This is a genomic window from Spirosoma rhododendri (assembly GCF_012849055.1).
In the GTDB taxonomy this organism is placed as follows: Bacteria; Bacteroidota; Bacteroidia; order Cytophagales; family Spirosomataceae; genus Spirosoma; species Spirosoma rhododendri.
Window position 1 is genome coordinate 4251715 of record NZ_CP051677.1, and the last position, 21076, is coordinate 4272790.

At 56.2% G+C, this 21076-nt stretch carries 23 protein-coding genes and 1 pseudogene; 11 read left to right on the top strand and 13 right to left on the bottom strand.

The genetic code is table 11. The annotated features are described in order from the left end of the window. Positions 1-33: 33 nt before the first annotated feature. Positions 34-609, bottom strand: coding sequence for a DUF937 domain-containing protein (locus HH216_RS17675; protein ID WP_169551999.1), 576 nt, complete (start codon positions 607-609; stop codon positions 34-36). 122 nt (positions 610-731) lie between these two features. Between HH216_RS17675 and HH216_RS17680 the strand changes: the two genes are divergently transcribed. From HH216_RS17680 to HH216_RS17700, 5 genes are all read left to right on the top strand, one after another. Beyond that, positions 732-1235, top strand: coding sequence for a nuclease A inhibitor family protein (locus tag HH216_RS17680; protein WP_169552000.1), 504 nt, complete (start codon positions 732-734; stop codon positions 1233-1235). 262 nt (positions 1236-1497) lie between these two features. After that, a complete protein-coding gene (locus HH216_RS17685; RefSeq protein ID WP_169552001.1) occupies positions 1498-2424 on the top strand; it encodes a cytochrome-c peroxidase in 927 nt (308 codons plus the stop codon). Positions 2425-2461: 37 nt separating this feature from the next. Next, positions 2462-3190, top strand: a complete 729-nt coding sequence (locus tag HH216_RS17690; protein WP_169552002.1) for a WD40 repeat domain-containing protein — start codon at positions 2462-2464, stop codon at positions 3188-3190. After that, positions 3097-3864, top strand: a complete 768-nt coding sequence (locus HH216_RS17695) for a WD40 repeat domain-containing protein (protein WP_169552003.1) — start codon at positions 3097-3099, stop codon at positions 3862-3864. The genes HH216_RS17690 and HH216_RS17695 overlap by 94 nt, the downstream gene beginning before the upstream one ends. 3 nt (positions 3865-3867) lie before the next feature. After that, positions 3868-4791 (top strand): WD40 repeat domain-containing protein, encoded by a 924-nt coding sequence (locus HH216_RS17700; protein WP_169552004.1) that lies wholly within the window; start codon positions 3868-3870, stop codon positions 4789-4791. Positions 4792-4857: 66 nt separating this feature from the next. On the opposite strand, the gene rplT is transcribed toward HH216_RS17700, so the two are convergent. From rplT to HH216_RS17730, 6 genes are all read right to left on the bottom strand, one after another. Further along, a complete protein-coding gene (gene rplT / locus HH216_RS17705; RefSeq protein WP_169552005.1) occupies positions 4858-5202 on the bottom strand; it encodes a 50S ribosomal protein L20 in 345 nt (114 codons plus the stop codon). Positions 5203-5305: 103 nt separating this feature from the next. Continuing rightward, positions 5306-5500: a 50S ribosomal protein L35 gene (rpmI, locus tag HH216_RS17710; RefSeq protein ID WP_106136047.1), complete on the bottom strand. Its 195-nt coding sequence runs from the start codon at positions 5498-5500 to the stop codon at positions 5306-5308. 227 nt (positions 5501-5727) lie between these two features. Further along, on the bottom strand, positions 5728-6285 hold the full coding sequence (gene infC / locus HH216_RS17715; RefSeq protein WP_169552006.1) for a translation initiation factor IF-3: 558 nt from the start codon (positions 6283-6285) through the stop codon (positions 5728-5730). Between the two features lie 184 nt (positions 6286-6469). Further along, the gene (gene thrS, locus HH216_RS17720; RefSeq protein WP_169552007.1) at positions 6470-8413 is read right to left on the bottom strand and encodes a threonine--tRNA ligase; all 1944 of its coding nucleotides are present in this window, start codon (positions 8411-8413) and stop codon (positions 6470-6472) included. 184 nt (positions 8414-8597) lie between these two features. Beyond that, a complete protein-coding gene (locus HH216_RS17725) occupies positions 8598-9902 on the bottom strand; it encodes a tetratricopeptide repeat protein (RefSeq protein WP_169552008.1) in 1305 nt (434 codons plus the stop codon). Between the two features lie 11 nt (positions 9903-9913). Then, a complete protein-coding gene (locus HH216_RS17730) occupies positions 9914-10816 on the bottom strand; it encodes a class I SAM-dependent methyltransferase (protein WP_174842718.1) in 903 nt (300 codons plus the stop codon). Between the two features lie 247 nt (positions 10817-11063). Here HH216_RS17730 and HH216_RS17735 point away from each other — a divergent pair, with 247 nt between their 5' ends. The 5 genes from HH216_RS17735 to HH216_RS17755 all read left to right on the top strand — a co-directional run bounded on the left by HH216_RS17735 (position 11064) and on the right by HH216_RS17755 (position 16611). Next, a complete protein-coding gene (locus tag HH216_RS17735; RefSeq protein WP_169552009.1) occupies positions 11064-11798 on the top strand; it encodes a hypothetical protein in 735 nt (244 codons plus the stop codon). A gap of 79 nt (positions 11799-11877) precedes the next feature. Continuing rightward, complete coding sequence (locus tag HH216_RS17740) at positions 11878-12912, top strand: hypothetical protein (protein WP_254448496.1); 1035 nt, start codon at positions 11878-11880, stop codon at positions 12910-12912. 89 nt (positions 12913-13001) lie between these two features. After that, positions 13002-14057, top strand: coding sequence for an acetate and sugar kinases/Hsc70/actin family protein (locus HH216_RS17745; protein ID WP_169552010.1), 1056 nt, complete (start codon positions 13002-13004; stop codon positions 14055-14057). Between the two features lie 255 nt (positions 14058-14312). Further along, positions 14313-14993, top strand: a complete 681-nt coding sequence (locus HH216_RS17750; RefSeq protein ID WP_169552011.1) for a hypothetical protein — start codon at positions 14313-14315, stop codon at positions 14991-14993. Next, the gene (locus HH216_RS17755) at positions 14947-16611 is read left to right on the top strand and encodes a S8 family serine peptidase (protein ID WP_169552012.1); all 1665 of its coding nucleotides are present in this window, start codon (positions 14947-14949) and stop codon (positions 16609-16611) included. The genes HH216_RS17750 and HH216_RS17755 overlap by 47 nt, the downstream gene beginning before the upstream one ends. A 116-nt stretch (positions 16612-16727) precedes the next feature. Here HH216_RS17755 and HH216_RS17760 read toward each other — a convergent pair whose 3' ends face one another. Both HH216_RS17760 and HH216_RS17765 read right to left on the bottom strand, forming a co-directional pair. Further along, on the bottom strand, positions 16728-17129 hold the full coding sequence (locus HH216_RS17760; protein ID WP_169552013.1) for a hypothetical protein: 402 nt from the start codon (positions 17127-17129) through the stop codon (positions 16728-16730). Between the two features lie 86 nt (positions 17130-17215). Continuing rightward, positions 17216-17776, bottom strand: coding sequence for an NUDIX hydrolase (locus HH216_RS17765; RefSeq protein WP_169552014.1), 561 nt, complete (start codon positions 17774-17776; stop codon positions 17216-17218). A 72-nt stretch (positions 17777-17848) separates the two neighbouring features. Here HH216_RS17765 and HH216_RS17770 point away from each other — a divergent pair, with 72 nt between their 5' ends. After that, positions 17849-18745: a DUF2911 domain-containing protein gene (locus HH216_RS17770; protein ID WP_169552015.1), complete on the top strand. Its 897-nt coding sequence runs from the start codon at positions 17849-17851 to the stop codon at positions 18743-18745. Between the two features lie 119 nt (positions 18746-18864). On the opposite strand, the gene HH216_RS17775 is transcribed toward HH216_RS17770, so the two are convergent. From HH216_RS17775 to HH216_RS17790, 4 genes and pseudogenes are all read right to left on the bottom strand, one after another. Further along, on the bottom strand, positions 18865-19932 hold the full coding sequence (locus tag HH216_RS17775) for a hypothetical protein (protein ID WP_169552016.1): 1068 nt from the start codon (positions 19930-19932) through the stop codon (positions 18865-18867). Between the two features lie 150 nt (positions 19933-20082). Beyond that, positions 20083-20298 (bottom strand): annotated as a pseudogene (locus tag HH216_RS17780) (sodium:solute symporter); the annotation flags it as partial. An 80-nt stretch (positions 20299-20378) separates the two neighbouring features. Further along, complete coding sequence (locus tag HH216_RS17785; protein WP_169552017.1) at positions 20379-20792, bottom strand: type II toxin-antitoxin system VapC family toxin; 414 nt, start codon at positions 20790-20792, stop codon at positions 20379-20381. Continuing rightward, the gene (locus tag HH216_RS17790; protein ID WP_169552018.1) at positions 20789-21028 is read right to left on the bottom strand and encodes a hypothetical protein; all 240 of its coding nucleotides are present in this window, start codon (positions 21026-21028) and stop codon (positions 20789-20791) included. Before HH216_RS17790 ends, HH216_RS17785 begins: the two co-directional genes overlap by 4 nt. Positions 21029-21076: the final 48 nt, after the last annotated feature.

Here is a 21076-nt window from a genome sequence, read left to right on the forward strand (position 1 = left end):
TCGGCTGTCGACTCCTGCGATTACTCGCTACGGTTATTTGCCAAACAGGCCACCCAGCATACCGCCCAGGCCACCGCCCGACGACTGCTGATTCTGGTTGCCCGACGCAGCCTGACCACCCTGCCCGCTGAATACGCGCATCAGGTCGCCCATGTCCAGCTTCCCATCGGCCATTGCCGATTGTGCCATCCCCATCCAGTCGGTGCCCTGCTGCCCCGTTGCTGCACTCAGCACGCTGTTAGCATCGACGCTCGAGTCGTTCGGATCGGCGGCTTTATTCATCAGCTTACCCAGCACCATGGGTACAACAGCCGCTGCGATCGACATGGCTACCTGAGGGGATATGCCGAGCTTCTGCATCAGGTTTTCTTCAACATGCTGCTGAACACCCTGCGTCACGGGGCTTTGCTGCACGTTCTGCCCACCATTGGTCATCATGCTGATGATGTTACCCAGACCGCCCCCCTGTGCCTGTTGGCCCAGTCCGCCGAGGATGCTGCTGGCAACGGTCTGCATGACGTTTTCGCTTTGTGCCTGGGGTACGGCCGGGTTGTTGGCAACGGCACTGCCTGCGTGTTCACGCACTAAGTTCATCAGGGTTTCTAACATGATCGTTGTGTTTTTAGGAATAACCAGTATCGTGGTTGTGTGGTTACTGACTCAAACGTACTTAATTCGCGGCAAACGTTACCAAACAACCACTGTACCGGTTACCCGCTTAGTTTGCACCTATGACGAACGACCCAACGAAACGTAACGCTGAGGAGCCGGTCCAGCCGGACGCTGCGCAGCCACAAACGCCGGTTGCACCCGCACCAGCCACCGACAAACCGGCTGCCGACTCACTGGCCGCGCTGGTAAACCCGCTGCTCGAAGGTCTGCTGTACCCCAGCGAATCCGACGAGCCGGTCACCTTCGTGACGTGTTATCTGGCGCAGGAAGCTCCCCTGACGGAAGTACAGATAAAGGAATGGCAGATGGTACCGCCCTCGACCTATGTTGAAGAACGCCCCGCGTCCGACTTCTGGGAACCGGTACTGACCGAAGAAGATTGGTACGGCGACGACGAAAAAAAGCGAACGGCAGCCTTTAACCAGTTAAAAACCGTACTCGATCAGCACCTGACCGGGCAGCAACTGTTCCGGCAGGGCAACACGGAGGTTACGCTGTACCTGCTCGGCCGGTTAACCGACGGCACGCGGGCCGGTGTCCAGACGATGGTCGTGGAGAGTTAGTATCGTTCGCCTATACTGAGTAAGACACTAAGGGTCAGACAGCTCGTTCGCCGATAAGCTGTCTGCCCCTGCCGTTTAAGGCGCTGTCAACCAGCACCACTTGTTTAAATTTTGTATAAATTTCTTCAACAAGCAGTTACTACTATCCTTAGTAAGCGTCATACAGGTCATTAAATACGCGCTTTTCCATAAACAAACTAACTTCTTACCCCCTCGATAAAGTGACCTCCGGCCTTTGTCTGTACTGCCGGAAACCAACTGAATGACATTTTTTCATGCTGCGTTACTGGCAGTCGCCCTGGCCCTCACCCTGCCTCCCCGACCGCCAGCCTGCCACTTCAGGCGCACCGACGCCCGACGTATCGACGCCCGACGCGAATTGGGGCGGCTGCTATTTTTTGATCCGGTGTTATCGGCTAATTACAAGCGGAGTTGTGCTTCATGCCACCGGCCCGAAAAAGCCTTCACGGACCAGCGCATCCGGCCGAGAGCGTTTTCGTTTTCAGATAATCTGCCCCACAATACCCCGACGATACTGAATATCTCGGGGCAAACCGCTTTCTTCCACGACGGCCGGGCACACAACCTATCGGAAGTCGTGCAGGCGGTCATCACCAACCCGGCTGAATTTAATAGCAGCTACGAACTGATTATCGGTCGGCTTCGTAACAGCCCGGACTACCAGGCCCAGTTTCGGCGCAGCTACGGTACCGACGTGTCGGCAACCGGGCTAAACGACGCGCTGAACACCTATGTTCTGAGCCTGAGCAGGCAAACATCGGCCTACGACACCTACCAGCGCGGGGAAACCGGACTACCCGAAGCCGCCCGGCGCGGGTATGTGCTCTTCACCAGCGAGTTACGCTGTACCAGCTGTCATACGCCACCCTGGTTTCGCGACGATCGGCTCCATTCCGACCAAACCACTCAGCCGGTGCGAACACCCGGTCTGCGAAACGTACTGCAAACCCCGCCTTACCTGCACGACGGATCGGCCCCCACCATCGAAGCCGCTTTGTCACTGCCACTGCACCAGAAACACATCGGCCGGTCGCTGACACCGGATGAATTGACCGATCTCCGGTCTTTTCTGGCCACCCTTACCGACTCCACATCCACCACCGAAACGCCCACAGTGCTGCCTTTCATCCGGCAGGCACCTACCCGGCGCATCGGTGGCAACTATTAATAATGACCTATCTAATCAAACAGCCAATTTCTACCAAATGAAGATTACATTTTTACTGGCCCTGCTGCTTCCGCTGGGACTAGCCCACGCACAATCCCAGCCTGCGCAGTCAGTGCTGGCTCAGGGGCCTACCCAGGCCCGGCTGAGCATTCAAACCGGTGCGCCCGTGCTGGCCCTTGCCTACAGCCCCGACGGCAAACGAATCGCGACAGGCGGGCAGGAACGCGAAGTGGTGATCTGGAACGCCCAATCGGGCGAACGCATGATGACCCTGAAGGGGCATACCGACGATGTGGTGACGGTACAATTTAGCCCCAACGGCCGTTTTCTGGCGTCGGGCGGAGTCGATAACGCGCTGATCCTGTGGGACGCGATCACCGGCGACATCATCCGCAAAACGACCGACCATACCGACTACGTGCGCGATGTTGCGTTCAGCCCTGACTCGCGGTTGCTCGCAACCGCCAGCTGGGATGGCCGCTCGATGGTCTGGGAAACCCTGAGCGGTAATAAAGTCGCGACCATCGACAAACACCGCGACAACGTTACGTCGGTAGCCTTTAATCCGTCCGGCACAGAAATGCTTACGGCCAGTGGCGACAAAACCATCCGGGCCTGGGACACGCGCACCTGGGACCAGAAATATGCCCTGATGGGGCACACTGACGAAGTGTGGGACGCCCGCTACTCCGCCAACGGCCGGTACGTGGTCGGGGGGCCTGGGACAACACGGCCCGCGTCTGGGAGGTCGACAGCAAACGGCTGATCTACACCTTTCCGGCGCACGTATCCGACACCTGGGCCGTCGCCTTCAGCCCCGATGGCCAGCTGATTGCCAGTGGTGGTGGCGATCACAAAGTAAAAGTATGGGACATGGCAACCGGCATTCTGGTGCAGGACGTATCGGGCGAGCTGCACACCGGTGAGGTGGAAAACATTGCCTTTAGCCCCGACGGGAAAACCCTAGCCAGCGTAAGCCGTGACGGTACCCTCCGGACCTGGAACCTGCCCGGCACCACCGAACGTATCAGTGCCTATGTCAAACAGGGTATGAGCGAATGGAGCAAGCAAGGCGAATTCGAGAAATCGGATGAGTACCAGAAGCGGCAGGAGCGAAAAGACCGACAGCTCGCCGACCTGACGCGCGGCTGTCAGGAAAAAATCGTGAACTCTTATGGGAATACGGCCAACTGGCAACCGTTTACCATCGCGCAGTACAACGCAGATAGTGAGTCATTTACGCTGCACTCCAGGCTGTTCGGCGACAAGATGCGCCTGCATGTTCCTCCACGCGAGGCTGAACGCGTCCGGGCCAATTTTAGTCAGATGCGCTACGGCAACCCAACGTTCGACATCGACGACGATCAGGTTATTCTCAAAAACGTCAGTGTGCTGATTCCCGTCGACGGAACAACCAAAACCTTCACCATCGGACGATAAGCCATGCCTGTAGTCTTTCCCCTTTTCATCGCGGGTCTGTTGGGCTGGCTGTCACCAACCCTGCCTGCCCCGCGCCGGGCCTTCGTTTACCCCGCCAGCCCAACCACCAAAGCCACCTTCAGCAACGACGGGCGGCTGGTGCTGGTTGGCACCCAGGCGGGCCAAATTGCCCTATTTCACGGTCGGACGGCGCTACTGGTGCGCGAATTCGCTGGCCACCGTAAACCCATCAGTGATCTGGAAAGCTGGCCAGACCGCGACACGGTCGTCAGCGGTGATGCTGGCGGCAACCTGCTGTTCTGGCGCACCAGCGATCTGACCGTCCTTCGGCGTAGCCACGTATCCGCGCCAGTTAAACTAGTGCGGGTTCAACCGGGTAAACCGCAGGTAGCCGTTGCCGGTCGGCGGATGGTGTGGCTCGTCAACACCTCGGGCGACTCCCGGCGCCTATTGCTGCCCGGACTGACCGGATCCGACATCACAGCGATGGCGTTCAGTCCCGACGGGGCAAAGCTGGCCGTCGGCTATGCCAATGGTCAACTGGTTGTCAGTGATCTGGCAACGGGACAGCAGCAGCGCGTCCGGCAGAAAACGGCCATTCGCGATCTGGCCTTCGGGCGTGATACCCTGCTGACCGTTTCCGGCGATCCCGTGCTGACGATGTGGTGCCACCCCGGCCGAAACTGGGTATTGACCCATTCACTACCGACCGCCTACCCGCTTACAGCGGTCGGCAAGATGGGATCAACCGTCGCCCTGGGATCGGCCAACGGCGATGTGATCGTGTTGACGCCCGGTCAGGAAAACACGCAGGTGGTGGGCCACAATCCGGAACCCGTCAGTTCCGTACAAAAACATCCACGTGAGGCCCTGCTCCTGACGACAACCGCCAGCGAGCCGCCAAAAACGTGGCGACTGAACGAGTAAGCCCAAAAACGAAGCAGCCGCCCCGATTATACACCGGGGCGGCTGCTTCATTTTACGCTAGTCTGTTTACTTTACCTGACTCACAACGGCGGCAAATGCTTCCGGGTGGTTCATGGCCAGATCGGCCAGTACTTTGCGGTTGAGTTCGATACCCGACTTATTCAGAGCACCCATCAGGGCCGAATACGACAGGCCGTTGATCCGCGCACCGGCGTTGATCCGCTGAATCCAGAGCGAGCGGAAGTCCCGCTTCTTGGCACGGCGGTCACGGTAGGCGTAACCCAATCCTTTTTCAACGGCGTTTTTAGCTACCGTCCAAACATTCTTACGCCGACCATAATAACCTTTGGCCAGCTTCATTACTTTTTTCCGACGCGCCCGTGAGGCAACGTGATTGACGGAACGTGGCATTTGATAATTGTTTTTTGACGACTGGCGACCGCATTAGTCGGTGCTTATGTGCCAGCAATCGGGTGAAACATAAACCGGGCAACGCGCCCTGATTTTAAACTGACTAGACGTTCAGCAGTGCTTTGATCCGGTTCTCGTCCGACTTGTTAACGGTCGTGTCGTGTACCAGATTACGCTTCTGCTTGGTCGTTTTCTTGGTCAGAATGTGGCTGTGGAAGGCGTGCTTCCGCTTGATTTTGCCGGTACCCGTCAGCTTGAAACGCTTCTTGGCAGCCGAGTTTGTTTTAACTTTTGGCATTGTGGTAACCGCTTTTTAGGACAGTATTAAGTAAACAGGCCGCAAAGATACGAATTATTTTCTTATAGACAGGATTACAGCCGGGCCGCCGTTGTGGATTGACAGGATTTTTAAACGACCAGCAGTTATCCGCCGAAATCCGCGTCATCTGCGTACCATCGTTGAAATCCTGTCAAAACAAAAAAGCAGCCCATTGTCAGGCTGCTTCGTTGTACGGTAGTCCGTATTTATTTTTTCGGGGTAGCGACTTTCGGCGACAGGAACATGCTCATCCGCTTGCCTTCGAGTTTCGGCTCAGATTCGATCTTACCATACTCCTCCAGCCCTTTTGAGAAACGCTCCAGCAATTGGAAACCGCGATCTTTAAAGACGATAGCCCGGCCGACAAACTGCACGTACGCCTTTACTTTGGCACCTTCCTTCAGGAAGTTGATAGCGTGTTTCAGCTTGAACTCAAAGTCGTGATCGTCGGTGTTCGGACCGAACCGAATCTCTTTGATGACGACTTTGGTAGCATTGGACTTGATTTCCTTTTGCTTCTTCTTCTGCTCGTACTTGAACTTGGAATAATCAACGATCCGGCAGACGGGCGGCACCGCGTTAGGCGATACCTCCACCAAATCGAGATTTTGCGCCTTGGCCACCGCCTGCGCTTTATTCACATCGTAAATGCCCTGTTCTACATTTTCACCGACCAACCGCACCTCACGGGCGAGAATACGTTCGTTGACTTTGTAGGGTTCTTCAACCACGCGACGGGGTGGTCTGCGCTGGGGTAATGCCATATGGTGTTTTTCGTGAAAAAATAGACTGTAAAAGTCGTTTAAATAACGACAGCTACGGTAAAAAGTTCGGGAATGTATTGAAAGTTGGTTTAACGTTCAAAGTTTATTGTTTAAGGTTGGTGTTACCCGCAGTACCACGCGTCAGCCAACCTTAAACAGTAAACCGTAAACCATAAACCTTAAACTAAACCTTCACTTCCGCCTGGAAGGTTTTGATGAATTCGTCGATGGGCATGCTGCCAAGGTCGCCCTGACCTTTGCGCCGGACGGATACCAGCCCTTCGGCGGCTTCCTTCTCACCGACGATCAGCATATACGGTACCTTGTTGACTTCGGCGTCACGGATTTTCCGGCCAATCTTCTCGTCGCGGAGATCGACGAATCCACGGATATCGGCTTCCTGGAGCGTAAAGAACAGATCGTTGGCGTAGTCTTCGTACTTCTCCGAAATCGGCAGAATCGCAATCTGATCGGGCGACAACCACAACGGGAAGTTACCGCCGGTGTTCTCGATCAGGATAGCGATGAACCGCTCCAGCGACCCGAACGGGGCGCGGTGAATCATCACGGGGCGGTGCTTCTGATTGTCGGCACCGATGTACTCCAACTCAAACCGATTCGGCAGGTTGTAATCGACCTGAATCGTGCCAAGCTGCCAGCGCCGACCGAGCGCATCGCGTACCATGAAGTCGAGCTTAGGGCCGTAGAAAGCCGCTTCGCCCAGTTCAGTTACGGTCGGCAGGCCTTTCTCAGCGGCTGCTTCGATAATGGCCGACTCCGCCTTTTCCCACAGATCATCGGAGCCGATATACTTGGTTTTATTTTCCGGGTCCCGGAGCGACACCTGCGCGCTGTAGTCATTGAAACCCAGCGTGCGAAAGACGTACAACACTAGGTCGATCACCTTCATAAACTCTTCTTTCACCTGATCGGGACGGCAGAAGATGTGGGCGTCGTCCTGGGTAAAGCCACGTACCCGCGTCAGGCCGTGCAGCTCGCCCGATTGCTCGTAGCGGTACACCGTACCGAACTCGGCCAGCCGCAGCGGCAGGTCACGATACGAGCGGGGCCGGGTTTTGTAGATTTCGCAGTGGTGCGGGCAGTTCATCGGCTTCAGCAGGAACTCCTCGTTGGGGTCGGGCGTGCGGATCGGCTGGAACGAGTCTTCGCCGTACTTCTCCCAGTGCCCCGACGTTACGTAAAGCTGCTTGCTACCGATGTGGGGCGTTACGACGGGCGAATACCCGGCCCGCAACTGCGCTTTCCGCAGGAAATTCTCCAGCCGTTCGCGCAGCATCGTGCCTTTCGGTAACCACAGTGGCAAACCGGCCCCTACTTTCTCGGAGAACGCAAACAGGTCGAGTTCTTTGCCCAGCCGCCGGTGATCGCGCTTTTTGGCTTCCTCCAGCAAGTGCAGGTACTCGTCGAGTTCCTTCTGCTTGGGGTAGGTAACGCCGTAAATGCGGGTCAGCTGCTTATTTTTTTCGTTGCCGCGCCAGTACGCGCCAGCCACGTTCATGATCTTAGCCGCTTTGATGAAGCCAGTATTCGGGATATGCGGTCCCCGGCACAGGTCGGTGAAGCCGCCCTGCGTGTAAAATGTGATGCTGCCATCTTCCAGCCCGTCGATCAGGTCGAGCTTGTACGGGTCGGCTTTTTCTTCGAAATACGCTGTCGCGTCGGCTTTGCTGACGGGTTTCCGCACGAACGCCTGCTTTTGCCGGGCCAGTTCGAGCATTTTGTCTTCCAGCTTCTTGAAGTCCTCCTGCGAAAACGGTTGTCCGCCCAGATCGACGTCGTAATAGAAGCCGGTTTCGACAGCCGGACCGATGCCCAGCTTCACGCCGGGGTACAGGGCTTCGAGGGCCTCAGCCATCAGGTGGGCCGACGAGTGCCAGAACGTTGCCTTACCCTCCGGGTCGTTCCAGGTCAGCAGTTGCACGTTGGCGTCCGACTCGATGGGCCGGGTCGCGTCCTGCACAACGCCGTTTACTTTGGCAGCCAGCACGTTGCGGGCCAGTCCTTCGCTGATTTGGGTGGCGATATCCAGCCCGGTCGAGCCCTTTGGATACTGCCTTACGCTCCCATCGGGCAGCGTCACGCGGATTTGTTCGTCCTGCGCAATCATAACTTATTGGTTGTTAGAGATACCCACCGCCCGCCTACAACTGCGGACAGCTTACTTGCTGGTTTAAGGTTTAACGTCTAACGTTTAAGGTTGCTCATGAGTCAACCAGCGTAGATAATGGATGCGGCAACAACGTTAAACATTGAACTTTAAACCTTAAACATCAAACATTAAACCCAGCCTACTAATTCAACGGCTTGACGGCCCGGCGGAGCGAATCACTACCATTGCCAATTTCCCGGGTTTTGGGGGCGATGGTTGAGATACGGACGCGGGTGGTGTCGAGCCGGGTGCGCTCGCGGGTAGCGGTCGCACCGTCGTCGGTCTGATTGGGCAAAAATACGGGGTTATATTGGTTTTGATACTGCCGACGCTGCGAACGCCACAAACCCGCTGCCGCCTGCCGGTCGCCGACGTTCAGCTTTGTGGCGGTGGTGTAGGCAGCAACGGCCAGGTCGTACTGCCCCATCTGCTCGTGGCAGTAGCCGATGTATGTGTCGATGCGCGGAAACTGCGGCCGTAGCTGCTGCACTCGCTGGTAGTCGGCGAGGGCCGCGTAGTAGTTGCGAAACCGCTGATTTATTAGCCCCGACTGGAAAAACGCCTGGTAATAACCAGGCTGCAACTTGATGACGCGCTGATAGCACTGTTGCGCGCTGTCGAGACGCCCGGCCGTGTGGTAAATCAGCCCCCGACCGTACTGAAGCCGGGCGTTGTTGGGGAAGTACTGCGTGGCCTGCGTGATGTAGTTCAGGGCCGAATACAGGTCGCGCCGGGTGCGGTAAATAGACGCCAGCTGGTTGTACGTTTCAAGATAGCGCGGTTTGAGCCGGAGCGACTGCTGGTACAGGGTCAGTGCCTGCACGGTGTCGCCGGTGCGCGCGGCCATCAACCCCCGGAAAAAGTAGGCTTCGCCGTCGTAGGGTGCCATTTGCAGGGCGCGGGCCAGAAACAGCCGGGCCTTGTCGAACTGATTCTGCTGCAATAGCAGGTCGCCCTGCAAAGTGTACAGGCCGGGCGTGTTGACACCCAGAATTTCGGCCCGTTGCGCGTTTTCGAGCGCTTTGTCGGGTTGCTGCCGGTCGCGGAGGATCTGGGCGCGGGTCAGGTAGAAGCTGCCCACGTCACCGTCGCGGCTGATGGCTTCGTTAATGTCGTCCAGTGCTTCAGTTTCCCGCCCCATCGCCAGATAAACAGCCGCCCGCTTGGCGTAGGCCGTCGGCGACGACGACTGACCGATGGCCCGCGTCAGTGCCCGCAGCGTCCCGGCCGTACGGCTTGTATCGCCGGGCTTGGGGAAGTCGGGGATGTAGGCTCCCTGCCGGTTGTCGGAGGAGCAGGCGAACAGTGTAAAGAGCGAAAGAGTGAAAGAGAGAAAGAGCGAGAGATGGCGGAACAGCCAACGCCGTTTTTGGGCACTCGCTAACGTGAACGAGCAATACTCTTTCACCGCCTGCCAGTCCGGCCTTTCGCTCTTTCGCTCTTTCATTCTTTCGCTCTTTAATTCTTGAACCGGTAAAACACGCCCAGGGGGAGTCGTTTGTTGAAGGTGTCGGCGAGGTACAGTTCGCCCGATTCAGCGTTTGGAACGTCGCCGAAGAGCTGCGCCATCAGGTTGTCAACGATCAGCGACGAGAAACCGAGCGAATACAGGTTGATGATGAAGAAAAAATCGTCGCCGTCGAGCAGGTCAGCGCAGGCACCGAGCAGGTCGTAAATCTGCTCCTCCAGCACCCACTTTTCGCCGTCGGGGCCGCGTCCGTAGGCGGGTGGATCAAGGATGATGCCGTTGTATTTGTTGCCCCGGCGCACTTCCCGCCGGACGAATTTTACGGCGTCCTCCACAACCCAGCGGATGTTGTCGAGTTCGCTATAGTCCATGTTTTCGCGCGCCCAGCTAATCACCGGCTTCACCGCGTCGACGTGCGTCACGTCGGCCCCTGCCTGCCGGGCTGCCAGCGACGCCCCACCCGTGTAGGCGAACAAGTTGAGTACACGAGGCCGTTCCACGCCGGGACGTTCGGTCGTCCTTTTCATCGCCGTCACCGCATCGTGAATATACGCCCAGTTGTTGGCCTGTTCGGGGAAGATACCGACGTGTTTGAAGGTCGTTAGGGCGAGTTTAAACGTCAGGTTCAGCCCCTGTTGCTGAAAGCGAATCTGCCAGGGATCACGCATACCGGGCTTTACCTGCCAGTCGCCCCGCTCGGGCGAACTACGGTCGCGCCGGAAGGTAGCGTGGGCGCGGTCTGCCCATTCGTCGTCAGAGAGCGACTTACGCCAGACGGCCTGTGGCTCGGGCCGGGACAGCACATAATCGCCAAAGCGTTCGAGTTTGTAAAAATCGCCCGAATCGATCAGCTCATAAGCCGACCAGGGCGCGGGGGTAATCAGACTAATCATACTTATTGAATGAATGAGTGATTGAATGATTGAGTGATCCGCCGTTGCTGTGGGTGCGTCAGCTTATTCAATCAGTCAATCATTCTATCACTCAATACTTGCAAAGGTACGCAATTCGGCCTGTCCTGCGACAGTTCGTCAGGGCGGTTAACCGTTCGGCGTAAAACGGCGTTGATGATATGCAGCGAACCTTGTAACATTGTTCAGTCTTTCACCAATCGGGGTCACGCCCGCACCGACTGACGTTATGCCTGAACCAGATCAATCCCTCGGAAACCGCATCCTGCGCTTCTTTGTCAAGGAAGAAGAACCCGCGCCGACCGCCAGCGGAGTACCGCCAACAACCAAAGCGGCCTCCCCCCGACCCGCGCCCGACCAGCCCGCTCCAACAGATCCACCCGCGGCTTCGACGGCTACATCCATGCCGAATGCATCCGAGCCGGGCACATCCACCCAAGGCAGCGTCGACCCGAAGTTTGCGGAGCATCTGGCGAACGTGCTGGCGCAGAACAACCCACTCGGCCCCGATTATTTTGAGTTTCGTGAAACTCTCAAAAGCCTGATGAACCTGGGCTTGTCGGAAGAAAAGCAGTTTCAGGCAGCCTGGGCCAGCTTCAAAGCGTTGGGCGGTCCGGCGGATGCGGGGGTGCTGACCAGAACGGCGAACCAATACGTATCGGCCCTACAAAAAGACCGCGACGGCTTCGCCAAGAGCGTCGACGCAGCCTTATCAGAACGCGTCGGGGGGCTGGAAAACGAGCAGAAGCGACTGCAAGCCGAGAACGACGCACTGACCCGACAATTGCAGGAAATCGAGCAGAAACGGGCGGCCAACACCGACCGGCTGAACTCGATCACGGGCGAAATGAGCGAGCAAAGCGCGAAGATTCGGCAGAACAAACAGAACTACGAAACGACCTACGCTCATTTCGTTGAACAGATCAACGACGACATCCGTAAACTAACGCAGTATTTGAAATAAGTTTAAAGTCTGTAGTTCAACGTTTAAAGTTATTCCCTATCAACCTTAAACGTTGAACCTTGAACCTCAAACACAAGCTATGGCAACACCTGATTTTTCGCAGATTGGCGGCAGTACAGAACCCGACAAAAAGTCGTTCTGGAGCCGACCGGAGGGTATTTTCGGGATGATCGTGCTGGCGGCAATCGCGGGCTATGGTCTCCTGCACCTCAACGATATTCTGGAATTCCTGATCCGCGCAACGAGCAACATCCTCGAACTGTCGCTCTTGCTGGGTGCGCTGGGTGTGTTGATCTTCCTGTTCACCAGCAAGGACGTCCGCACGGCGGTGTTCTTCCTGTTTAAGTCGCTGATGCGCAGCATTACGGGCACGGTGATTCAGCTGAACCCGATTGCGATCATGAAAATCTACGTGCAGGATCTGAAGGACAAGCGGCAGAAGATGCAGGGGCAGATCGACACGCTGGCCGGGCAACTCGTTAAACTCAACAAAAAGATTAACGAGAACAACGACGCGATCAAGCAGAAATTCGCCGAAGCCAACAAAGCAAGTAGCCTCAGCGACCGCCCCGGCATGAAAGAGCAGGCCCAACTGGCGACCATCGAAGGCGCGGGCTTGCAGGAGATGAACGAAAAGCTGGCTCCGCTGCAACGTAACATGACCATGGTGTTGGCGTTCATGGAGAAAGTCAACCAGAGCGCCGACTACATCATTAAGGAAACGGAGATCAAAGTCCGGCTGAAAGAAACGGAGTATCAGATCGTTAAAGAAAGCTCGAACGCGCTGAAAACGGCCGTCAGCATCTTCAAAGGCGACCCCGACAAGCGGTTTTACTTCGACGAGTCGATGGAATACATTCAGGACGATATGAGCAAAAAACTCGGCGAAATGAAGCGGGCCATGGACCTCTCGATGGACTTTATCAACGGCGTCGACATTCAGAACGGCATCCTGTCGGACAAGGGGCAAACGTTGCTCGACGCCTACAACAAGGGCGAATTCAGCCTGATTCAGACCGACACCAGCGCATCGCCCAACCCCATCACCGCCCCGCAAAGAGGCCAAATCAATCCCCCAAAGATGCGGGATATCGGAACCTGCTGGATTAATTAGCGAATGTGCGAATGAGTGAATGAGTGAATAGTTTTGATTCACCGTTCATTATTCGCTCATTCAATCATTCACTCAATCACTCATTGGTTATGCAACGACTCACTACCGCCGGACGGCTGCTGATTACGGCCCTGATTCTGGCCGCTGTTTTCTTTGGATTCCGCTATTTCGGCGGCAACGACGCCCTGCGCAAGATGGCCCCGCGTCAGGCCGACGAATCCTCGACCATGCCCCGCCCCGACGAGCCGGGGGCCGACAACAACAATGCTCCAGTCAGTCCCAGCAACGAGTCGACGGCCAGTTCCGACGGGCCGGACATGGATAGTCCGGGTACGGTACGATCCGCGTTCAACTTCACCCCGCCCGCCCCTGAAGGCGGCAAGCTAAAGGGTGTTGTGGAGTTGGGGGCCAGCGGCTTCAATTCGTTCATTATCAAAGTCGACGATCAGAAACGCTGGAAGCTGGAAAAAGCCGAATTTGGCAACAGTCTGGTCATGGAAAACATGGCGTCGGACGACGACGTCCGGCAGGGGTTGAAAAGCTACATCGGCAAGATGCTCGATTACGGCGTGGGCGGTCGGGACATTCACTTCGTGGTGAGTTCGGGAGCTGTAAAAGCCGAGGGTACGCAGAAGATTATCAAGGCGTTGAAGTCGCTGAACTACGTCGTCAACACCGTTACGCCAGAGCAGGAAGGATCACTGGGCCTGAGGTCAGTGCTGCCTGCTGAGTATGCCAACAAAGCGTTTGTGGTCGACATTGGCTCGGGTAACACCAAGATTTCGTGGAAAAACGGCGAATCGACAAAGGCCGTGGAAACCTACGGAGCCAAGTATTTCCAAAACAATACGAGCGACGAAACGGTAGCCAGCGAAGTATCGGCCAAAGCGAAGCAGGTGCCCAATGACCTGCGGAAGACCTGCTTTATCATCGGCGGTGTGCCGTTCGACATGGCCAAGGTGTCGCGCAATGGGAAAGAGCGGTACACGGTCCTCGACGCGCCAACGGCTTACAAACTCGACAACGCCAAAGACAAAGCGGGTATCAACATCTACAAAGCCGTCGCCGACGCGACGGGCTGCAAGCAGTTCGTGTTCGACTGGGATGCCAACTTCACCATCGGCTTCCTGCTGACCACGAAGTAGTTACCGGTAGCTTGGCGCGTTTGTGTAGCTTGGACCTCCAGGTCCGAGTGGACGCGATAGCGGCCAAAAAAGCTACCGCCTGCAACAGTTGCCCTGACGGGCACCCGGACGTGGATCGCACCGGCGCACCGGTCCAGGCTACAAAGCACACAATCAGCCCGTTCAGATGACTCTGAACGGGCTGATTTTTTTGGCAGGACAATTGCCTGTGACTACTTACCGTACCCACCGTAACTTGATTTCCTCAAACTTGCCTTGCGCTATTTATTGCTGCTTTCTTTCGTATGGCTACTAAGTTGCCAACGCGAACCGGTTGCCGACACGGGGCCTTGGTATGATTACGCCCCTGTCGCAACAGGCCGGTACAACATCTACGACGTCAGCGAGCAGCGGTACGCGCTCAATGCCGCTCCCCTACAGCGTACGTATCAAGTGAAGGAAGTCGTCGGCACTCCCTACACCGACGCGACGGGGCAACCGGCTTACCGACTTTTGCGTTACCGCCGGGCCTCAGCGACTACAGACTGGCAACTCGATTCGATCTGGGCCGTTCAACGTACCGATAACCAGTTGCTTCGCACGGAAAACGGGCAAGCGTTCGTTTCGTTACTGTTCCCAGTTAGGGAGCGGCTCCAGTGGAACGGCAACCGATACAACGCGCTGGGCGAGGAACCCTACGAACTCCGCAACGTCGGACTACCATACCGCGTATCGGATACGACCTACGACCAAACACTGACGGTCGTGGGGCAGAACGATTCAACGCTGGTGTCGCAGGACAAGCGGCTGACAGTGTTTGCACAACAGGTCGGCATCGTCTACCGCGAACGGGTTCAGCTCCAGTTTTGCTCATCAACACCTGCCTGCGTGGGTACCAATCAGATTGACTATGGCATCAGACAGATTTACCGACTTCGCCAATACGGGACAAACTAGATGGATACTGGCCGCTCTGCTGCTGGTTAGCCTGATCGTACCCGGTCAGGCGCAGACGCGTAAGTACCTCGTGCTGCTAAGCGACAAAGCCAATACGCCCTATACCGTCGACCGGCCCGAGCAGTTTTTGTCGCAACGGTCCATCTTGCGACGGCAGCGACAGAATATCGCCGTTCAAACCCGCGATTTGCCCGTCGACCCCGCTTACATGACGCAGTTGCAGCAGGCGGGTGCCAAAATCTGGTTTCCGTCGCGCTGGTTCAACGCAGTACTGATCGAAGCGAGCGACGCCGTGTTAGCCACCGTCCGGCAGTTGCCGTTTGTACGTGGCATCGAGTTCAACCGGGCGCTGTCGGGTGCCCGGCGCAGTGCCGAAGCGGAACCAGTCGAAACGAATGCCAGCCGGAAGTTTGGCAACGTGGCAGCCCTCAGCTACGGCGCATCGCAAAGTCAGGTGACGCAGATTGGGGCCGACAAGATGCACGACGCAGGCTATCACGGCGAGGGCATGCTGATTGGCGTGCTGGATGCAGGCTATCTCAACGCCGACCGGGTTGGCTTTCTCAAACCCCTGTTCGACGAAAAGCGGATACTGGCGACTTACGACTTTGTCAAGAAGGAAACGAGCGTTTACGAAGACGATTCGCACGGCATGTCGTGCCTGTCGGCCATTGCGGCCACCTCGGATGGCATGCTTTACGGCACGGCTTACAAAGCCTCGTTTATCCTGCTCCGCACAGAAGATGCCGCTACCGAAAGCCGCGTGGAGGAAGCCAACTGGTTGTTCGGGGCCGAATACGCTGATAGCGCGGGCGTCGACGTCATCAGCTCGTCGCTGGGCTATACGCAGTTCGACGATGCAGGCAGCAATTACACCTACGCCAACATGGACGGCAAAACGGCCCTCTGCACACGGGCCGCGCAGATCGCCACCCAAACGGGCATGGTCGTTTGCGTAGCGGCTGGCAACGAAGGCAACAGCGCGTGGCGGTACATATCGGCCCCCTCGGATGCCGTGTCGGTGCTGGCAGTGGGGGCCGTCACATCAGCGGGAACGCGGGCGTCGTTCAGTTCGATTGGTCCAACCGCTGATCTGAGGCTCAAACCCGACCTTGTCGCGCGCGGGCAGGGCACCGTTATTGGGGCGCCCGACGGCCGGGTCGCATCGGGCGACGGAACATCATTCGCGACTCCCCTGCTGGCAGGTCTGGCAGCTGGCTTCTGGCAGGCGAATCCCCGCCTGACGGCCGCGCAGGTCACGGCCGCGCTGCGCCGGTCGGGTAGTCAGTTCACGACCCCCGACGTTCGGTTGGGCTACGGCATTCCCGACTTCAGCCGGGCGCAGACCGTTGCCGAAACATTGAAATCGCTGGCGGTGTATCCCGTTCCGTTTTCAGATCTCGAACCGCTGACGGTTAGCTGGGGTGAGCTCGATGCCAATACAGCCCTCGACGCGACCCTGACGGACCTCGCCGGTAGGGTACTCTGGCAAACGCGCACCACCCCGCCGGGTCTGGCTGCGTTCACGGTGCCCGACATCGGCCTGTCGGCAGGCATGTACGTGCTGACACTGGTAGCGGGCGAAAACAAACGCAGCCTGAAGGTGATTAAGCGCTAATTTGGTTTAAACACAGAGGCACAGAGGGCTGCACAGAGTAAAAGGAGTTTAATCAGCTTACCTGATTTGCTCTCTTATCTCCGTGCAGCCCTCTGTGCCTCTGTGTTTAAAAAACCTTACTCGTTCCCCGACCCTGAAGTGGTGTCTTTCTTAGTGCCCGCTCGGCGGCTGATTGCGCTGGCTGGAGCCGCTTCCTCGCGGACAGGAATCTGAATTTTGTAATTCCGATTCGCCAGTGAAGCCGATGGGATATGATCGACGGTAACACCGCCCACTGGTGCCTGGTTGGGCCGCTGTCGTTTGTAGTTCGCCAGTTGCCCGTCGCCCGTTGCCGGGGCCGTTACCGAGACAGCCTGTTTCGTACTCGCCTGACGGGCGGCCTGTGCTTTATTCGGGTGTTTATAGTTGCTGGTCGAATACGTCGGGTCGTTTGCCCAGGAGGGTTTATCCTGTGCACAACTCCAATTGCTTAGTGCCACCAGCGCAATGCCCAGCAGCCAGAAGTTTGTCGCTTTCATGGTCAAGTGGTTTTGTTGTTCAGCAAATGTATATTCATTAATCTGACATTAAAAACACCCTTATACAAGCTACTAGTTTCTTAGTTCTAGCTGATTTTCGTCAGCATTCTGCCCAATGAGGGTGAATCAGCCATTGATTTGGCATCATCCAGCAAAAACCACTTAACATTCTGTACCTCCTCCGTACGAACAAACGGCTCCGTTGGATCAGCTTCGATCAAAAACCGAATATCGTAGTGCAGGTGCGCCGGAACCTCACCACGCGCCGGTATCGGATGCACGTCGACGTCGAAAATAGGGGCTGATTTCCCGGGCTCCGTCACCAGTGCCAGCCGGATAAGGCCAGTTTCTTCCTGAGCTTCTTTCAGCGCCACGGTCACTACATCGGGGTCGCCATCGGCATGCCCACCGGGCTGAAACCAGCGATCGAGTTTCCCGTGATGGATGAGCACCGTCTGCTGCCGGTCGGGGCTGACGACACAGGCCGAACCCGTTACATGCCCTACCAGCAGCGTACGCTCGAAGCAATCAGAGTGTTGCTGCACGAACTGCTGGGTGGCTTCGGTCATGGCCCGTTCGCTGGGGTCGGTGGTGGCCGGGTTGTCGAGGTGCTGTTGCAGCAAAGAAAGCAGATGCTGGCGGTGCATGGGTTGGTTTTTACGGTAAAAAAGGGGCAATTTCGTCCGGTTTTTTGACAAACATCTTTATTAATTCCAATCATGCGTAAACTCGTACTGAGTTGTGCTACGGTCGCGCTGGCGGCTCAACTGGCGACTGCCCAGATCAAACTCCCCTCGCCCAGCCCCGGTGCTACCATCATGCAGACTGTCGGCACAACGGACCTGACCGTAAAGTATTCCCGCCCAAGCCTGAAAGGCCGTACCCCCTTCACCGACGCGTTTCTCCCGACCGGCAAAGTATGGCGGACGGGTGCCAATCAGGCCACGGCTTTCACCACCTCAACGGACCTGATGATCGACGGCAAGACACTGCCCGCTGGTTCATACGCCATTCTGTCAATCCCGATGGCCGACGACTGGACGCTGATCTTTAACAAGAACATGGCCGTGACCGAACAGACCTACAAGCAGGAAGAAGACGCCCTGCGGGTTCCGATCAAGGTTGTGAAAGAAACCGACCCGACGCAGACGTTCACCATCGGTTTCAGCGACGTAACCGACAGCACGGCCAACATGACGTTTATGTTTGGCACCGCGAAGGCGATGGCTCCTCTGCGCGTTGATGTAAACACCAATGCAGCGGCCAACGTCGATAAGGCGGTGGCTGAGAAGCCCGAAGACGCGGCTGTATTGCAGGCTGCGGCCAACTACAACCTCTCGAAAGGCCGCAACCTCGATCAGGCCCTGACCTGGATCGACAAGTCGGTATCGATGAAGGAAACGTACCGCAACCTGCTTGTAAAAGCGCAGTTGCTGGGTAAGATGGGCAAATACGCCGAGGCCCTGCCGATCGCGCAGAAAGCCCTGTCGGTAGGTCAGGCGTCCAACGACGCGGCTTTCCCATTCTTCAAAGATGGTATCGAGAAAGCCATTGCGGAGTACACGGCCAAGGTTCCTGCCATGCCGACGAAAGGCAAAAAAGGCAAGCGGGCGTAAGGTCTGTTTTCGGTTTACAGTATACAGTTTTCGGTTGTGGGTCGCGGTTAACATCGCGACCCATTTTTTTTTATACCCCTTGGTTATCAGCAGCTTTTGACCGGCATGATTCGGGCCGTCTAATATGTTTCGTAGGTATAGTCAACGGTGCTCGACTTTCCGTCAGTGGTTGCCGTTCGCCTGACTGGAAGCCCCCGACTGTTGTATTCGTAGCTGAACGTCGTCAGGGAGCTAACAGGAGTTGCCTGATACGGCGTCTGTGAGATACTGATTTTGGTAACGTTGTTATAACTGAATCGCGCGGTTTCGCTGATAGTCGGCGCTATAGACAGGTAGAACGGATTTATTTTATCATCATACTCGTAAGAAGTGATGTAGATGGGGTTGTTGACATAATTGAAGTACTGCCTTGTCAGATTGCGGCCGTCGTAACTGTATCGAAAGTGCTGGAGTCCACTCGTATTACCGGGTGGCGGCCCAAGCCACATAGTGATGTATAGATTATCAGTGGTAAGGCTGTAACTGATTCCATTCGTAATGCCATTCCAGGTACTGTCGACTTTGCCGTTTTTAATCTGGCGAACAATCCCCTGTCTACTTGACCCGGACGTTGGGTTCGGATAGTCGTAGGGCCATTGCGTAGTCGTGCCATAATCGCCCAACCCGTAATAGAGCCGAATGTCAAGGTATCGCTTCTCATTGTCGCCGTAAATGCACTCCACACGGTTCCCATCTGCACTGATTATGCTGGCCAGCCGATTTTGGCTGTCGTAGCTGTACACGGTTTTACGACTCTCTGTACCAACCGATTTTATGCGCAGGCGGGCCAGACCCGTGACCTGACTAAACGATGCTGCCGTTGAAGCACGGTGACTATCGTAGGCCACAACGCTACCCGTCGCGGTAATTTCATAGCCTGCGTTTTTGATGACGTACGTCGTGTCGGTCAGGTTTCTGACCAACGTATCCTTGTACACGACAGCATACGTGACCGGGTCGCCGTCGGGGTCTTTGGCCCGTGTCCAGGTCAGGACAACGTCGGTATTGTTGGGGGCTAGCGTTGGTTTTACTGCAAATGAGGCTGGCGGGTGGTTGGGTATCGGTTCTGGTTCACGCAGGGTAGTACAACCGACGAACCAACCCAACAAACTACCTGCTATTCCGAGATTCAGGATCTGTTTCCACATAGAAGCGTATGGTTTCTTACCCTTCTCTATTGTGGGCTCATGCATTTGGTAAGTGGTCCTGCCCAAAAAATACGGTTTACAGCGACTCCCTCCCTGTAAACCGCAAACTATATACTGAGAACCGACCTACCGCACTGCGCGCTGCAACACTCACGCGATACCGACGACGAGCAAACAGCCGACACCGTTGAGCCACGGGAAAGCCGTCAGGTCAAAGTACCAGTTCAGAATTACGAACAGCTCGGCAATGATAGCAGCCCAGAACGTAGCCGTGCCACCGATGGATTTGACGTAGAACGCCACTACGAACACGCCCAGCACGACGCCGTAAAGCAACGAGCCCAGCACGTTGACGGCCGCGATCATACCTGTTTTACTGTAGTTGACTCAGCGAAACGCCAACTACTCGCGTACCGGATCGGATCGGCTTGTATCGGCCTGTTTAACTACACGTCAATCCAGTTCTCGAGTCGGATTGACTCAAGGTTGACAAAATCTCGGGTATTGCGAGTAACGAGTGTCAGGTTGTGAGCGATAGCCGTTGCCCCGATTAGCAGATCAAACTCACCAACGGGTCGGCCCGCCCGTCGTAGCCGTGCCTTTTGCTGAGCGTACACGGACAACCCATCCCGTATAGACAAAACACGGCCGTTGAAAAGCAGGAGCAGCCGCTCGAAGCGCTCTATGTTTTTCACCCGTTGCTCGGGCGCACTATTCTCAATTCCGTATAGCAGTTCAGCCAACGTTATTTCCGACAGAAAGCACGATTCTATCCCTACGTCTGCAATTCTGTCCTTGATACCGTACTCGTTTTTCAGCAGGTGTACACAAATATTGGTGTCCAGCAAAAAACCACTCATAAGTCAATTTCCCGCGATTTATCCCAACGATCATTCCGAAGCATAGCGTTGATTTCATCGCCCGTTTCGTCGCCCTGCCAGCTACCAGCCACTTGTTCGAGCAATTGCGACGATGTAAGTTCACCCTGCCCATTTTGCTTGACATCAAGCGTATTCAGGCCCATTCGGTGAGCCAGTTCCTGTAGCAATGCGAAGTCAGCATCGCTCTGAGTTTCTATAATTATGGTGCGCGTCATGGTTTCTCTTTTCTGTAAAAACGACCAACCGCCGAATTCAGTTTCTAA

What these genes read in the sequence shown, in the direction of transcription:
- HH216_RS17675 (WP_169551999.1), bottom strand. Translation starts at nt 609, where the DNA reads ATGTTAGAAACCCTGATGAACTTAGTGCGTGAACACGCAGGCAGTGCC.
- HH216_RS17680 (WP_169552000.1), top strand. Translation starts at nt 732, where the DNA reads ATGACGAACGACCCAACGAAACGTAACGCTGAGGAGCCGGTCCAGCCG.
- HH216_RS17685 (WP_169552001.1), top strand. Translation starts at nt 1,498, where the DNA reads ATGACATTTTTTCATGCTGCGTTACTGGCAGTCGCCCTGGCCCTCACC.
- HH216_RS17690 (WP_169552002.1), top strand. Translation starts at nt 2,462, where the DNA reads ATGAAGATTACATTTTTACTGGCCCTGCTGCTTCCGCTGGGACTAGCC.
- HH216_RS17700 (WP_169552004.1), top strand. Translation starts at nt 3,868, where the DNA reads ATGCCTGTAGTCTTTCCCCTTTTCATCGCGGGTCTGTTGGGCTGGCTG.
- rplT (WP_169552005.1), bottom strand. Translation starts at nt 5,202, where the DNA reads ATGCCACGTTCCGTCAATCACGTTGCCTCACGGGCGCGTCGGAAAAAA.
- rpmI (WP_106136047.1), bottom strand. Translation starts at nt 5,500, where the DNA reads ATGCCAAAAGTTAAAACAAACTCGGCTGCCAAGAAGCGTTTCAAGCTG.
- infC (WP_169552006.1), bottom strand. Translation starts at nt 6,285, where the DNA reads ATGGCATTACCCCAGCGCAGACCACCCCGTCGCGTGGTTGAAGAACCC.
- thrS (WP_169552007.1), bottom strand. Translation starts at nt 8,413, where the DNA reads ATGATTGCGCAGGACGAACAAATCCGCGTGACGCTGCCCGATGGGAGC.
- HH216_RS17725 (WP_169552008.1), bottom strand. Translation starts at nt 9,902, where the DNA reads ATGAAAGAGCGAAAGAGCGAAAGGCCGGACTGGCAGGCGGTGAAAGAG.
- HH216_RS17730 (WP_174842718.1), bottom strand. Translation starts at nt 10,816, where the DNA reads ATGATTAGTCTGATTACCCCCGCGCCCTGGTCGGCTTATGAGCTGATC.
- HH216_RS17735 (WP_169552009.1), top strand. Translation starts at nt 11,064, where the DNA reads ATGCCTGAACCAGATCAATCCCTCGGAAACCGCATCCTGCGCTTCTTT.
- HH216_RS17740 (WP_254448496.1), top strand. Translation starts at nt 11,878, where the DNA reads ATGGCAACACCTGATTTTTCGCAGATTGGCGGCAGTACAGAACCCGAC.
- HH216_RS17745 (WP_169552010.1), top strand. Translation starts at nt 13,002, where the DNA reads ATGCAACGACTCACTACCGCCGGACGGCTGCTGATTACGGCCCTGATT.
- HH216_RS17755 (WP_169552012.1), top strand. Translation starts at nt 14,947, where the DNA reads ATGGCATCAGACAGATTTACCGACTTCGCCAATACGGGACAAACTAGA.
- HH216_RS17760 (WP_169552013.1), bottom strand. Translation starts at nt 17,129, where the DNA reads ATGAAAGCGACAAACTTCTGGCTGCTGGGCATTGCGCTGGTGGCACTA.
- HH216_RS17765 (WP_169552014.1), bottom strand. Translation starts at nt 17,776, where the DNA reads ATGCACCGCCAGCATCTGCTTTCTTTGCTGCAACAGCACCTCGACAAC.
- HH216_RS17770 (WP_169552015.1), top strand. Translation starts at nt 17,849, where the DNA reads ATGCGTAAACTCGTACTGAGTTGTGCTACGGTCGCGCTGGCGGCTCAA.
- HH216_RS17775 (WP_169552016.1), bottom strand. Translation starts at nt 19,932, where the DNA reads ATGTGGAAACAGATCCTGAATCTCGGAATAGCAGGTAGTTTGTTGGGT.
- HH216_RS17785 (WP_169552017.1), bottom strand. Translation starts at nt 20,792, where the DNA reads ATGAGTGGTTTTTTGCTGGACACCAATATTTGTGTACACCTGCTGAAA.
- HH216_RS17790 (WP_169552018.1), bottom strand. Translation starts at nt 21,028, where the DNA reads ATGACGCGCACCATAATTATAGAAACTCAGAGCGATGCTGACTTCGCA.